Here is a 13,308-nt window from a genome sequence, read left to right as displayed (position 1 = left end):
AGTTCCTCCTGGACTAAAGTAAGAAGTGATTAATACTAAAGAAATGCCTGGAAACCAAATCATTCAGCAGATCAATATAGGCTGATGCAATCAGGCTGGGCTTTCTTTCTTTATGCGTTATCCAGCCGACCGTAAACATTTCGCCATTTTCCACCGGAAGTGTGATGATGGAATTTCCGTCCAGCTCCGAGGCCAGAAGACCTGTGCCTATCGTATATCCGTCCGTGCCTGTCAGCAGATTGGACAAGGTGGCTCTGTCGTTAACTTTGATGCTTTTATCGATACGGGCGGCTACCACCATCTCCTCTGCAAAGTGCAGTGAATTATTGTCTCCCTGCTCGAAGCTAATGAAAGGATAAGGAGAGATATCCTCAAGCAAAATCGTCTTATTGCCCGCCAGAGGATGGCCTGCACGGATAAATACATGCGGGTGTGTATTAAAAAGCGGCGTGAATTTTAAGCTTCCGTCACTGAAAAGCTTGTTTAACACTTTCGAATTGCGTTCATTGATATACAAAATCCCCAAATCACTGCGCAGAGTTTTGACATCGTCCACGATTTCATAGGTTTGCGTTTCGCGCAAATGAAAGCTGTAGTCGCTCAATTCACTCTGCTTCATCAGCATCACAAACGCGTCCACGGCAAATGCATAATGCTGGGTAGACACGGCAAAACGGTTGCTGCTGTGCTGCTTCCCGCTGTAGCGGTTTTCGATGAAGTCAGCCTGCTCAATCATCTGCCTGGCGTATCCCAGAAATTCCATCCCCTCGACTGAGAGGCTGATGCCGCGGTTGGTGCGCTCAAAAATCGTGATCCCCAGCTCACTCTCCAGCTCTTTGATCGCATTGGAGAGGCTTGGCTGGGATATGAACAGCCTTTTGGCCGCCTCGCTCATGGAGCCGCAGTTTGCAATTTCGATCACATACCGCAGTTGTTGAAGTGTCAATCCATTCCCCCCTTCCTGGCGAATTGACCATTTCTTTCGTCCCGAATAACAACGCCTAATTCCGCAAGCTCCTCACGTAAATATTTTGCGGTTTTTTTGTCTTCTTTTAATGCCCGTTCCCTGGCACGCATAAGCGCATTTACCGGTGGCGGAAAATCAGGGTGACCTTCCACCCACCTTTGATAATGATCGGCGAAAGGATCCTCGTCCATCCATGGGTAGCCGTGAAGATAAAATGCCTGCCTTACAGTATCCAGCTTTGCTTCCAGCACTTCACGGTACAGCTCCTGACTGTCTTGTCCAAGGACTACCAGATTTTTATTTTCCATATAAACAGCATAAATATCTTCCCGCTTGAAGGTCTTTACCTCGTCCCCTAAGACCAGCTCCAATTGATGATCCGATACTGTTACTGTGAGGCTCTCGTGAAACACAACCAAAGAAAAAATCAGACCTGCAATGATGCCAACCGCTGCGGCAATCACAGAAACCCAGAAATGATCAAGCGAGGAAATAAAACGTACCCATTGTTCCATAGGAATAATCGGCAGCTTTAACACCCAATCCGCAATAACAGGCAAATACCATCCAATGATAGCTCCCAGTATAGTACAAATTACAAGGATAAGCGATTTTTCGAACTTGTTTATTCCTAAAATCGTTCTGTTTTCTCCCATAGTTCCGGCCTCCCAGTCAGTTGAGATTCTATCTTCTATCCCTCTCGTCTGACCATTTTCATGATCATTTCGGCAAGCTCTTGGTTATATTTCATAGAATCCATTTTTTTGTGCGAGGATAATATGGACTCGGAAATGGCTCCTTTTATCACTGTGGATGCCACTTGAGGATTAAAATCACCGAATTCTTTCGCTTCCTGTCCATGGAGCAGGATCTCCTGCAGCAGATTAGATGTCAAATCCTCCTCCACGTCATCTTCCAGTTTGTAATAAGGAACATGATCCGGTGTCCGTGCATTAAAAACAATTTCTATTAAAGCAAGGTTGTTTAGACGATGAGCGGCCTGATAGTCCAGACTTACCTCAATAAATGCGGCTAATTTTTCCGAAGGAGTCGGCTTCAGCCCGACTTTGTCACTTATATAGGACCATTCCAGCTCGGTCAAATACACCAGCGTATTGTTCATCAAGTCTTCTTTGCCGGTGAAATGATAAGAAATAAGCGCAGTGCTGATTTTGGCTTTTTTGGCGATTTGGGACAGACTTGCATGGACATATCCCACCTCGCCAAGGACTTCAATCGCTGCCTTAATGATTTGTTCCCTTCTTGCTTCAGCAATAAAGGACTGTTTGCCTTCCATAAAGCACCTCTCTTTGATCGAATGATCAATAAATTGATCAAGTGTAAATTTATTGAATGGTTAATCAGAATTATACCGTGTTTTTCATTGATGTCAAATCTCCGGTTTAATCGCAAAAAAGCGGGTATGAAAGACAAAAAGGTCAAGAACAGAGGTATTTTTGATCCTGTTCTTGACCTTTTTTTCAATTCAGTAATGGCAGGAGCCCAGCAGTTTCTTGCTTTAGCCCATCAATTTGTGGTCAGAATACGTTTTCCTAACGTGAAAGCCATAACCAGCATCAGCACGCCAATGCATGCCGGAAATCCGAATAATTCAAACCAGTCCATCGCCGGGGGCCAGCTCTTCATCCACTGATAGGCGGCTCCGCCTGCAAGCGGTCCGAGAAAAGAGGTCAGACCGGTTAACGCCGAATACATGGCCACATACATCGGCCGTTCACTCTTGGGCGTATCGCCGATGGTGAAGTTAAAAGCCAGCTGATTGAAGCCGCCTATCCCGGCTCCGAGCAAAATGTGGGACACGACCAGCACCGGCAGCGCCGGCAGTACCGACAGCATCCCCCAGGACATACAGGAGCCTGCGATTAACGGCAGTGTCCAGAAGAGCAGCTTTTTGTTGCTGTAGCGGGCGTTCAGGTTGCCCCATACGTAGAAGCTGATCATCATGGCAACGGTCTGGATCACCGTTAAGGCAGAAACGGTACTGTAGCTGAGCCGCATTAACTCAAGCATGGCATAAGAATAAAGCGGTACAATCAGCGTCTGCATGAGCAGCCAGCCGGCAAGAAAACAGGCAGCCTTCATAAACCCGGAATCCAGCAAGGGTTTGCGGACCATGGGCAGGAAAGCGGTTTCTTTTGATCGTTCAAAAGGTAAATCCGGATAGAAAAAGTAGATGACGATATTCGCAACCGCGCATATCCAGATCGGTATAAAGAGCAGCAAAAAACCTTCCCCGCCAGGATAACGGTCAAGCAGCATGCCGCCCGCAAACAGACAGATGCTGCTTAAGGCATTCAGCACGGTATTACGAATCCCGAAGTGCCGTCCGCGCACCTTGGCCGGTATCAGATCGCTGATGAGTGAAGTCCACAGCATGGCGGAAACCGCGTTCGCCATGAAAGCTATAGTGTATGTCACGATATACACAGTAACCCATACATCCCTGGGAAACAAAAACGGGATAAGCCCCGTTCCCGCCCATAATAAACGATGTACAGCAATAAACCATATCAGGGCCGTCCGGCGGCTGCGAATGCGCTGGATGCCGTATGCAACACCAAGCTGCGTAATATTTACCAATGTGGTGACAGCCAATACAAAACCGATTTGACTCGAATTGGCTCCCAGATAGAGCAGAAATCCGGTAAGAAACGGACCGCCCAGAAGCACCTGAAATATGGTGGAGGGCACGCCCTCCCAGGTGGCGATCCGAATCTGCCTGCGCTGCTCCGAAAGCTTTCCGCGCCGCCGCGGACGAAAAGGACGTTTCACTGGATGTACTGGGTTAGCGATGGAAATGCACTCCTTCGACAGTCAGCAACTGCCACGATGGTACTTTCTCCACTCATTCTACTCCCGGCCACAAACAAGTCAATATAAGAAAAAAGCCAGACCGCATTTAGCGATATAAAATTATGGATTAATTTCACCATTCCATAAAAGGGGCACATCAATGCTTTCCAGTCGGCATTAAAAAAGGGCTGCCCTCAGGTCATGATTCATAACCTTTTGGGACAACCCCTTGGCTCATTTATACGTTTTGCTCGCCATCATACGTAGCAATCAGTTTATACAAATCAGGGCGGCGATCCCGGAAAATGCCCCATTCAATCCGCCCGGTTTCCAATTCGTCCAGATCAAATTCCGCTGTAAGCACGGTCTGCTCATTACGACCAGCCTCGGCAACTTTCTGCCCCTGCGGACCCGCGATAAAGGAGGAACCATAGAACGTAATTTTCGAATCATCGTCCTCTTCCACACCGATTCGGTTGGACGCCACTACTGGAATCAGATTGGCCGCTGCGTGTCCCAGCATAACAGTCTGCCAGTGATCCTTCGAATCAATGGCAGAATCCTGCGGTTCAGAACCGATGGCAGTCGGATAGAACAGAATTTCTGCTCCCATCAGTGTCATCACTCTCGCCGCTTCAGGATACCATTGATCCCAGCAGATGCCTACCCCGATTTTGGCGTAGCGGGTATTCCACACCTTGAAGCCAGTGTCCCCCGGATTGAAATAAAACTTCTCTTCATAACCCGGCCCGTCAGGGATATGGCTTTTACGGTACTTGCCCAGCACTTCCCCGTCCGCATCAATGACGGCCAGAGAGTTATAGCGAGCATAGTTCTTTTTCTCGTAAAAGCTGATCGGCAGCACCACTTTTAATTCCTTGGCGACCTTTCTGAAATGGCTGATCGCTTTGTTGGCCTCCAATTCCGTAGCCAGAGCAAAGTAATCGGCCTTCTCCTTCTGGCAGAAATACGGGGTTTCAAACAGCTCCTGCAGCAAAATAATCTGAGCGCCCTGCGCCGCCGCTTCTCTTACCAGCTTATCGGCTTTCGCTATATTCTCGTCAATGTTGGCTGAACAGCTCATTTGTGTAGCCGCTACTTTTACTTTTCTCAAGCACTTATCCTCCTCAGAATGGGCTCCCCCACAATACATGTTGATATATTAACCAAAACGGATATCGGATAATCTGTTACACAGTTCCGGCAGCCGGCATTTGCTGGGTGGTGCAGTGCACATTTCCGCCTTCCTTAATGACAGCCATGCCGTCTACCGTACGGATTTTCCGGTCAGGGAACACCTCGGACAGCCGCTGTGCAGCCTGACGGTCGGTCTCTTCCGCCTCGCCGCCGAAAACAGGCAGGATGATTCCGCCATTTACAAAATAAAAGTTAATATAGCTCAGCGTTAAACGGCTGTCTTCATGCATTCTTTGCGGCGGCTGCTGGATGGGAATAATCTCAAGCTTTCTTCCCTTGGCATCCGTCTCCTGCCGCAATATCTCCAGGTTCTCGCGGGAAATCTCATAATTCTCGTCTGACGGATCATCGCATACCTGGATCAGAATCTTACCCGGAGCAGCAAAGCAGGCGATATTGTCGACATGGCCGTCCGTCTCGTCGCCGCTTAGTCCTCTTTTCAGCCAGATAATTTTGCTGACTCCGGTATATTTCCGCAAATACTCTTCAATATCCGCCTTCGACAGCTCCGGATTCCGGTTCGGGTTCAGGAGGCATTCCTCCGTCGTAATCAATGTGCCCTCACCGTCCACGTGAATGGAGCCGCCTTCCATAATAAGAGGCGCATCAAGACGGGGAACGTTCAGCCTCTCAAGAATGCGGGGCGCAAGCTGATCGTCCAGATCCCAAGGGGCGTATTTGCCTCCCCAGGCGTTGAATCTCCAGTTGATTCCGGCCAGCTCTCCCTTATCGTTCTTCACAAAGGTTGGTCCGTTATCCCGCAGCCAGGCGTCGCTGTGTTCGATGGGCAGCAGCTCGACTTGCGGCCCAAATCCGAACTTCTGCACGGTTTCCAAGTCCTCCGGATTCACAACGACCGTCACAGGCTCGAATTCCGCCATGGCGCGCACGATCTCCGCATAACCATCACATACGGCGGGATGTGTATCTGGATATACCATGGACTCACGTACCGGCCAGGATATAAAAGTTCTTTCATGCCGAGCCCATTCAGGCGGCATGGTATAGTTCAAATGGGTTGAATTCATAAGTTATAGGCTCGCTTTACAATAGAATGTGATCACCCGCTCCGCGGGCACCTAGAACATAATACAATAAGTTGACCTCCGACTCAATCAATAACCCAATTCCCTTTGCGGAAAACAGGCTCGATGCTTCCATCCGGCAGTTCGCCGTCAATATCAAGCTCGGCGGAGCCGATCATAAAGTCGGTATGAATCAGGCTGACATTGCATCCGTGCCGCAGCAGCTCTTCGTTATTCATCTGCGTTCCGTTCTCAATATTGGTCGGATAAGCGCTGCCTAAAGCCAGGTGACAGGAGGCATTTTCGTCAACGCCAGTATTGTAGAAGATCCGGTTCAAATTCGAAATCGGAGAATCATAAGGCACCAGGGCGACCTCGCCCAAGTAACTGGCTCCCTCATCCGTTGCAAGCAGACTTGCCAGATGCTCTTCGCCCGATCCGGCTGTAAATTCCGTTACTTTCCCATCCTTGAAGGTAAAGCGGATGTGGTCCACGAGCCGGCCGTTCAAATTCAGCGGCATGGTGCTGGTCACATATCCGTTTACACCGTCCCGCTTCGGCATTGTAAATACTTCTTCCGTCGGCATGTTATGTACAACAGAGGTCCCATCCTGGGTCTGGCTTGCTCCCCCGTGCCAAATATGCCCCTCGGCCAGCTCGATATGCAAATCCGTGCCGGGCGCGCGATAATGGAGGCTTTTGTATCTTTTGCCGTTAAGCTTCTGCCGCAGCTCCATGAGACGGCCCAGGTGCTCATGCCAATTCTGCACGGCATCCCCGCCGTCGACACGGTTCATTTTGAAAATGGTGTCCCACATGACACTGATCCGCTCTTCCTCGGGAATATCGGCAAATACTTTGTTGGCCCATGCCCTGGTCGGCGCCTTGATCAGGCACCAGCTGATTTTGCTGTTGCGCGTATAATCGGCAAAAGCACGTCTTGCCTGGGCTGCCGCTTTGGTGGAACGGGCGACCTTCTGCGAATCAATTCCCTTGTACAGCTCCGGATCCGGCACCCGGATCGTCAATGTGGCCCCGCCCTCTTCGGCAAACTTCTCCAGCATTTCCGCCTTCCAGGCCGGATGATAATCGAGCGTGCTGTCATCGGCATACTCATAGCGGCTGCGGACGATCTGTTCATCTTCAAAGTCAACCTGCACGTATTTGGCTCCCGCCTCATAAGCCTTCTTGACGATCAGCCGCGTAAATTCCACCGTTTCGAGCGGCGAAGTCACCATCAGCACCTGGCCTGGCTGGACATTCACTCCCACCTTCACGACCAGTTCGGCGTATTGTTCCAGCAAATTGTCGAAATCCTTCATTATCTTGCACACACTCCTGTTATGTAAAATGTAAACCGCCGCCTTCCATCATACGCCTGTATCGGTACGCTTGCAAAGCGATTACTCAAAAAAACAGATACAATAACCACCCAAGATATGGTTGCCGGTTCGGCATGAATTGATTACTATTTAGGTACAGAAAGGGGTTTCAACTCAAATGTGGCTAATTTTTGCTCTGCTTTCCGCCATATGCTTCGGACTGCGCGGAATATTGTACCACTGGACAAGCCAGCAATCCGCCCAGCGCAACATGCTGCTCTGCGGCACTTTTTTTATGGGCGGATTGATCAGTCTGGTCTGCAGCCTGGTATATCAACAAGACTGGACTGCTTCCGCCCTCGTCGGTATCCAGATGGGTCTCTTCTCCTTCGTAGCCAATGCAAGCCTCTTCCAGGGCTTCAAGGTCGGAAAAGCCTCCGTAGTCGCCATTCTCACAGCCTTGCCGGCGGTGCTGGTGGTGATTGGCGCTTATTTTATTTGGGGTGAGCGGCTTAATCTGATGCAGTTTATCGCCTTCATGATCATCGTCAGCGGTGTGCTCCTGGTCAGGTATTCCAATGATATCTCGCTACAAAACCTGCAGGGGGCGCAGTGGGGACTGATTGCGCTCGTTCTCTTTGCGGGAAATGATTTAACGGGCAAATGGTCTACCCTGCTCCAAGCGCCCATGTTTCCAACGCTGGTTTTCATGTTCTTTACCGGGACGCTTTGCTTTGGAGCGGGAAGCCTGCTGGATTACAGGAAGCAGGCTTCCAAACCTGTGATGCTCTCCGGGCACAAAGCTGCCTGGTCGGCTAAAAAAACTTTCCTGATCGGCATGGGTATCGGCATCACCAATGCAGTCGGCATGGTACTGATCCTGACCGCCTTTGATAATGGTAAAGCAGGCCTCGTGTCGGCCGTTGCCGCGCTTAATGTGGTCATCATTCTGCTGTATACGCGCTTCGTGGTCAGGGACCGGTTCACCAGGCTGGAAACAGCCGGGCTGGTTACCGCATTTGCGGGTATTTTGGTCATGCGGTTGTTCGGAAGTTAATCAGCTGGCGGAGTATTTTAAGGGACTCATGATATAGCGCTCCTTATTCTCCACGACATAATCAAGAAAGCAGCGGACAGCCATGGACGCCTGGCTTTTATTTTTGATGGCAATGCCTATTTTCCTTGAAAAGCCGGGATTCGTTGCCTTGCCGACAATACGGTAAGGATTTCTGTTCAAGACCAGCTCAGCCAGTATGCTGATGCCCAGCTCGTTTTCCACCATGGACATGATGGTGTAATCATCCTCCGAGCGATACTCGATGCGGGGCTTCATATGATGCTTGCGGAACATCTCCAGCACTTCTTTTTTCGTGCCTTCATCCAGCAGTATAACGGGCTCCTGCTCAAAAAGCTGCAAAGGCACAAGCTCATGATTCGCATATGTATGCGTTGCAGGAAGAACTGCCAGCATTCTGTCTTCACAGATGGGAATAATCTCAAACTCTTTCAAGGCGGGTTGTACCACAAACCCGAAATCGACCGTCCCGTCCGCAATCCACTGCTCAATTTCGCGATAATCCCCTTGCAGCAGCTCAAACCTGATATTCGGGCGTATTGCTCTAAAATCTTTAAGAATCGGCGGCAGCAGATGGCAGGAAACACTGGAAAAAGAGCCGATCCGGATCAGCCCGCTTTCGATGCCCAGCAACTCAAACACTTTATCGGACAGCTCATGATGAGCACTGCTCAAATTCCGGATATACGGCAGCAGCTGCTCCCCGTCCGATGTAAGCCAGACCCCGGCATGGCTCCGGTTGAGCAGCTTGATGCCAAGCTCATTTTCCAGAGAGCTGATAATCTGGCTAACCGCAGACTGGGAGTAGTTGCAGTAATCTGCAGCTCGTGACAGGCTCCCGAACTCCACCACTTTTACAAATACCTCGTATTTAGATCTTTTCACTCAGGCACCGCCATATTAGAAAATGTAATATTCAGCATCATATATATTCGCTTCTCTTATATACTACCTTTGGCTAAGATGGGATTCAAGATGCTGCATTAAGACGCTGCAATTATTTTACTAAAAGTGTGTGTTCAAAAAGTCAGGTTTTCAGCACCGAGAAGATTGGATGAAGCTGGGACTGAGGAGCGGAGCGTACTTTTGGGTACGTGAGCACCGGAAGTCCCGGCTGAATTCAAGATTCGATGTCGAGTCCGCTTCTTGACTTCCTTCGTGATCAAAAGATGACTTTTTGAACTACCTCTAAAAGGTGGACATCATGACTCAGAAGAAAGCGAACTGGATTTTAGCAACGGTATCCTTAGCCTGGGGGTTATCGTACCTATTAATGAAGCTGGGCGTTCAAGGAATTCCCCCATTCAACATGACTGCGCTGAGATGCGGCATTGCTTTCCTTGTAACTGCTCTTGTCTTCTTCCCTAAAATAAGAAAGGTTGATGTGAAGACTTTGAAGTACAGCGCCGTTTGCGGCGCACTATTATGCGGCCTTTTTACCGGGCTGCTGTATGGGTTGAAAAGCACCACCGCTTCCTCGGCCGGCTTCCTGACCAGCACGACGGTGATCATGGTTCCCATCCTTCAGGCCATCATCACCCGCAAGCTGCCGCATTCCAAAATCATGCTCGGCGTGATCGTCGTATCTGCCGGGCTGTTATTACTGACCAGCGGGGACCGTTTTGCTCTCGATATCGGCTCGGTTTATTGCCTGGTCGCCGCGCTGATGTATGCCATTCATATTATCGTTTCAAACCGATTTGTGCGTGAAGTGGATTCGCTGCAATTGGGCATTTATCAGCTGGGGTTTGCTGCCTTGTTTGCGTCGGTTGGAATGCTGGCTTTCGAACAGCCTGTACTGCCGTCAACTCCCGTTCACTGGGTGGCCGTGCTTGGCCTGGCCTTGATATGCAGCGCTTATGGGTTTGTCATGCAATCGATTGCTCAGAGATATACCACCCCTGAAAGTGTGGGCTTCCTGTTCTCGCTTGAGCCGGTTTTTTCGGCCATATTCGCCTTTGCCTTCCTGAATGAAATCATGGGGCTGCAAGGTTATATCGGCGCCGGGATTATCCTGATGGGGGTATTCATAGCCAATCAGCCTGCAAATTCTGCTGGTACTCGAGCGCAGGCTCATACAGGTTGAAGCCTGCAACAAAATTGTGTTTATGATGGAGCTGCCTCGAAAGATTCATTGACCCGGGGCACCTCCACTTTAAAAAAACAAAATGTTGGCTGGCGCCCGTAAAGCGTGTAATGCTCAACAGAAACAGTTCACCCTCAGCCAGCGGTTCATCCCATGCGTCCCTGCTCTTCTGCACTAAGGTTTAGGATGACTTTCCCGAAAGTGTGGAACTTCCGGTAGGCCACGTGGAGAGCGCTTGCTCAGCAACAGCCTCTAACATGTCGCGGCTGAAACCGGCCTTGGCCTGAACAGCCATTCCGTGGGACACTGCCATCACGTATGCAGCTAACACAGCACAGTTAGCAGTCTCCGGCAAATCTCCCTCCTGCTTTGCCCGTTCGAAGCGATCACGCAGCGACGCCTCTCCGTTCGCACGCGCATCAATCAGGGCACGCCGAATAGGTTCGGCATCGTCCGAGCCAGCCAAGGCGCCGTGGATTCCCAGACACCCCTTGTGATCCGGGTAACGGGTATGCAGTTCGGCCGCCTTGCGGAGGATGTGTGCGGCCACCTCCCGTGAGGTCGGCAGCTCCAGCGCCGCCGGGAAGAAATCCAGGTATTGCTCGTAATAGCGCTCCAGCGCTTGGCGGAACAACGCTTCCTTGTTGCCAAACGCCGAGTAGAGCGCGGGTCGTTCGACACCTGTGGCCTGCGTCAGGTCGGTGTACGACGCGCCTTCGTAGCCTTTGCGCCAAAACACGCTAAGTGCCGCTTCCAGTGCCTGATCCACATCAAACTCGCGGTTACGTCCCATCAGTCAGATCATCTCGCCTTCATGTCCAATTTTCATAATATACGTTATCATAACACACGTTACAGATCACTGCCAATCCTTCGGGCAAGGAGATAGACCGCTTGACAGTACGCAATAAATTGTGTAACATCCGTTACTGTAATGGTCGTTATGAAATGTTGCCAATTTCCATTACATAGGCGTTCGGCCAGGTACAAAATGGTTCTCTATCATGCAGAAATCATTAAAGGAGGTTATATTTGTGCAAAAATCATTAAAGGGCAAGACTGTCCTCATTACGGGCGGCTCACGCGGCCTTGGTGCCGTTATGGCTGAAACGCTTGCCGATCACGGAGCGGATGTTGCGATCAGCTACGCTGCTTCGGCTGAAAAGGCGGAGGCTGTCGTGGAGAAGCTGAAGGCTAAGGGAGTTCGTGCATTGGCAATCCAAAGTGACCAAGCGGATCTTTCTTCCGCCAAGCCCCTGATTAACTCGGTGATTGCCGAATTCGGCAAGCTCGACATCCTCGTGAACAACGCGGGCATCGCGATCCAGGGCCATATGGTAGATGATCCCGGCTTAGACGAAGAAAAATACAATCGGCAGTGGCAGGTCAATGTCATGGGATCGATCGCAAATACCCGCGCTGCTGCACCCAAACTGGCGGACGGAGGCCGCATTATTTTTATCGGCTCTCTACTCGGCGAACGCGTGCCCTTAAGAGGGGTCGCCGACTACGCCGGAACGAAGGCGGCGATCACCGGATATGCGAGGGGCATCGCGCGTGACCTCGGTCCCCGTAATATCACTGTGAATGTCGTGCAGCCGGGCGCCATGCCCACCGACATGAACAAGGACGTGGCCGATCATCTTCCCCCCCTTGAAACCTTCCTGGACATGCATCCGATCCGTCGCTTTGCAACCCTTGAAGAGGTGGCAGAGACTGTCTGTTTCCTCGCCGGACCACATGGAGGCTACATCACCGGTGAGACCATCAATGTGGCCGGTGGTATCGGAATCTAAACCCGTTTGGAGTTAATAAATACGAAATTAAGGAGAAAATATATGACAGGGAAATTCAGTGCAAAGTCAACTGCCGATCAGATGCTTTCCGGCGTTGATCTCAAGGGAAAGCGATTTCTCATTACAGGTGTATCATCAGGCATTGGCCTCGAAACCGCCCGCTCACTGGTCTCTCACGGCGCCAGCGTCGTTGGCACGGTCAGAGACCTCGCCAAAGCCGAGGTGGCCACTGCATCGGTCCTTGACGCCGCGGCGCAAGGAGGCGGCAGCTTGGAGCTGATTGAGCTCGATCTCGCATCCTTGCAAAGCGTTCGCGCCTGCGCGGATAAACTGTTGGCCGACGGCCAGCAGTTCGACGCCATCATCGCCAACGCTGGCATCATGGCAACCCCGTTCGGTCGGACGGTCGACGGCTTCGAAGTCCAGTTCGGGACGAACTATCTTGGTCATTTCGCTTTGATCAATCGGATCGAGCCGCTGCTCGCCGATAACGGGCGTTTGGTGATGCTGTCATCCCAAGCTCATCGCGCCGCCGATGTTGACCTGGACGATCCGAATTTCGAGCAGCAGGCATATGACCCATTTGTCGCCTATGGCCGATCGAAAACGGCCACTACTCTCTTCGCAGTGGAATTCGATAAGCGGCATCGCAATCGTGGCATCCGCGCTGCCGCGGTGATGCCCGGGAATAGTCTTACCGATCTCCCGCGCCATTTCTCGCAGGAAGACTTGCAGGGTCTTTTCGAGTCCGCCGGCAAAGCTCGCGCCGAAGCGGGTCTTCCCCCAGCGGAGCTCAAAGAAATTGCGCAGGCAGCCGCAACGTCGGTCTGGGCCGCAGTCGTCGCTGACAAAGACGAAATCGGCGGACGTTATCTCGAAGATTGCGCGGTCGCACCGATCGATGACACACCCAACCCGTTTGCCGACGGCGTAAGGTCATATGCGCTCGACGCTAACAAAGCCGAACGGCTTTGGGTGAAAAGCGAGGAAATGATAAGCGCTGCGTCGTGAAGGTTACCCGCGCAC

General features: G+C 51.0%; 13 protein-coding genes. 4 read left to right on the top strand and 9 right to left on the bottom strand.

What is annotated here, in order from left to right:
- Positions 1-13: 13 nt before the first annotated feature.
- The 7 genes from ACE5KN_RS14795 to ACE5KN_RS14765 form a co-directional block, all read right to left on the bottom strand.
- A complete protein-coding gene (locus ACE5KN_RS14795; protein ID WP_375523907.1) occupies positions 14-946 on the bottom strand; it encodes a LysR family transcriptional regulator in 933 nt (310 codons plus the stop codon).
- The gene (locus ACE5KN_RS14790; protein ID WP_375523906.1) at positions 943-1,623 is read right to left on the bottom strand and encodes a YqeB family protein; all 681 of its coding nucleotides are present in this window, start codon (positions 1,621-1,623) and stop codon (positions 943-945) included. The genes ACE5KN_RS14795 and ACE5KN_RS14790 overlap by 4 nt, the downstream gene beginning before the upstream one ends.
- Positions 1,624-1,658: 35 nt before the next feature.
- Entirely contained in the window at positions 1,659-2,264 is a 606-nt protein-coding gene (locus tag ACE5KN_RS14785) for a TetR family transcriptional regulator (RefSeq protein WP_375523905.1), read from the bottom strand.
- A gap of 230 nt (positions 2,265-2,494) precedes the next feature.
- On the bottom strand, positions 2,495-3,760 hold the full coding sequence (locus ACE5KN_RS14780) for an MFS transporter (RefSeq protein WP_375523904.1): 1,266 nt from the start codon (positions 3,758-3,760) through the stop codon (positions 2,495-2,497).
- Positions 3,761-4,019: 259 nt separating this feature from the next.
- Positions 4,020-4,895, bottom strand: coding sequence for an N-carbamoylputrescine amidase (aguB, locus tag ACE5KN_RS14775; RefSeq protein WP_375523903.1), 876 nt, complete (start codon positions 4,893-4,895; stop codon positions 4,020-4,022).
- Positions 4,896-4,971: 76 nt separating this feature from the next.
- Positions 4,972-6,006, bottom strand: coding sequence for an agmatine deiminase family protein (locus tag ACE5KN_RS14770; RefSeq protein WP_375523902.1), 1,035 nt, complete (start codon positions 6,004-6,006; stop codon positions 4,972-4,974).
- Positions 6,007-6,089: 83 nt separating this feature from the next.
- Positions 6,090-7,325, bottom strand: coding sequence for an aminopeptidase (locus tag ACE5KN_RS14765; protein WP_375523901.1), 1,236 nt, complete (start codon positions 7,323-7,325; stop codon positions 6,090-6,092).
- Positions 7,326-7,503: 178 nt separating this feature from the next.
- Here ACE5KN_RS14765 and ACE5KN_RS14760 point away from each other — a divergent pair, with 178 nt between their 5' ends.
- Positions 7,504-8,382 carry an EamA family transporter gene (locus tag ACE5KN_RS14760; RefSeq protein ID WP_375523900.1) on the top strand — a complete coding sequence of 293 codons (879 nt, stop codon included), beginning with the start codon at positions 7,504-7,506 and terminating at the stop codon, positions 8,380-8,382.
- Here the strand turns inward: ACE5KN_RS14760 and ACE5KN_RS14755 are convergent, their stop codons facing one another.
- On the bottom strand, positions 8,383-9,285 hold the full coding sequence (locus tag ACE5KN_RS14755) for a LysR family transcriptional regulator (protein ID WP_375523899.1): 903 nt from the start codon (positions 9,283-9,285) through the stop codon (positions 8,383-8,385). It lies immediately after the preceding gene.
- A gap of 319 nt (positions 9,286-9,604) precedes the next feature.
- On the opposite strand from ACE5KN_RS14755, the gene ACE5KN_RS14750 reads away from it, so the two are divergent.
- On the top strand, positions 9,605-10,486 hold the full coding sequence (locus ACE5KN_RS14750) for a DMT family transporter (protein ID WP_375523898.1): 882 nt from the start codon (positions 9,605-9,607) through the stop codon (positions 10,484-10,486).
- Between the two features lie 181 nt (positions 10,487-10,667).
- Here ACE5KN_RS14750 and ACE5KN_RS14745 read toward each other — a convergent pair whose 3' ends face one another.
- Positions 10,668-11,279 (bottom strand): TetR/AcrR family transcriptional regulator, encoded by a 612-nt coding sequence (locus tag ACE5KN_RS14745; protein WP_375523897.1) that lies wholly within the window; start codon positions 11,277-11,279, stop codon positions 10,668-10,670.
- A gap of 241 nt (positions 11,280-11,520) precedes the next feature.
- On the opposite strand from ACE5KN_RS14745, the gene ACE5KN_RS14740 reads away from it, so the two are divergent.
- Entirely contained in the window at positions 11,521-12,282 is a 762-nt protein-coding gene (locus ACE5KN_RS14740; protein ID WP_375523896.1) for an SDR family NAD(P)-dependent oxidoreductase, read from the top strand.
- 42 nt (positions 12,283-12,324) lie between these two features.
- Complete coding sequence (locus ACE5KN_RS14735) at positions 12,325-13,293, top strand: SDR family NAD(P)-dependent oxidoreductase (RefSeq protein WP_375523895.1); 969 nt, start codon at positions 12,325-12,327, stop codon at positions 13,291-13,293.
- Positions 13,294-13,308 lie beyond the last annotated feature (15 nt).

The sequence above is a fragment of the Paenibacillus terreus genome (genome assembly GCF_042138595.1).
Classification (GTDB): Bacteria; Bacillota; Bacilli; order Paenibacillales; family Paenibacillaceae; genus Paenibacillus; species Paenibacillus terreus.
Note: the sequence above shows the minus strand (reverse complement) of the source record. Positions and strands in the feature narration are given on the sequence as shown.

Coding starts and splice junctions, on each gene's coding strand:
- ACE5KN_RS14790 (WP_375523906.1), bottom strand. CDS start 1,623: ATGGGAGAAAACAGAACGATTTTAGGAATAAACAAGTTCGAAAAATCG.
- ACE5KN_RS14785 (WP_375523905.1), bottom strand. CDS start 2,264: ATGGAAGGCAAACAGTCCTTTATTGCTGAAGCAAGAAGGGAACAAATC.
- ACE5KN_RS14770 (WP_375523902.1), bottom strand. CDS start 6,006: ATGAATTCAACCCATTTGAACTATACCATGCCGCCTGAATGGGCTCGG.
- ACE5KN_RS14765 (WP_375523901.1), bottom strand. CDS start 7,325: ATGAAGGATTTCGACAATTTGCTGGAACAATACGCCGAACTGGTCGTG.
- ACE5KN_RS14760 (WP_375523900.1), top strand. CDS start 7,504: ATGTGGCTAATTTTTGCTCTGCTTTCCGCCATATGCTTCGGACTGCGC.
- ACE5KN_RS14750 (WP_375523898.1), top strand. CDS start 9,605: ATGACTCAGAAGAAAGCGAACTGGATTTTAGCAACGGTATCCTTAGCC.
- ACE5KN_RS14745 (WP_375523897.1), bottom strand. CDS start 11,279: ATGGGACGTAACCGCGAGTTTGATGTGGATCAGGCACTGGAAGCGGCA.
- ACE5KN_RS14735 (WP_375523895.1), top strand. CDS start 12,325: ATGACAGGGAAATTCAGTGCAAAGTCAACTGCCGATCAGATGCTTTCC.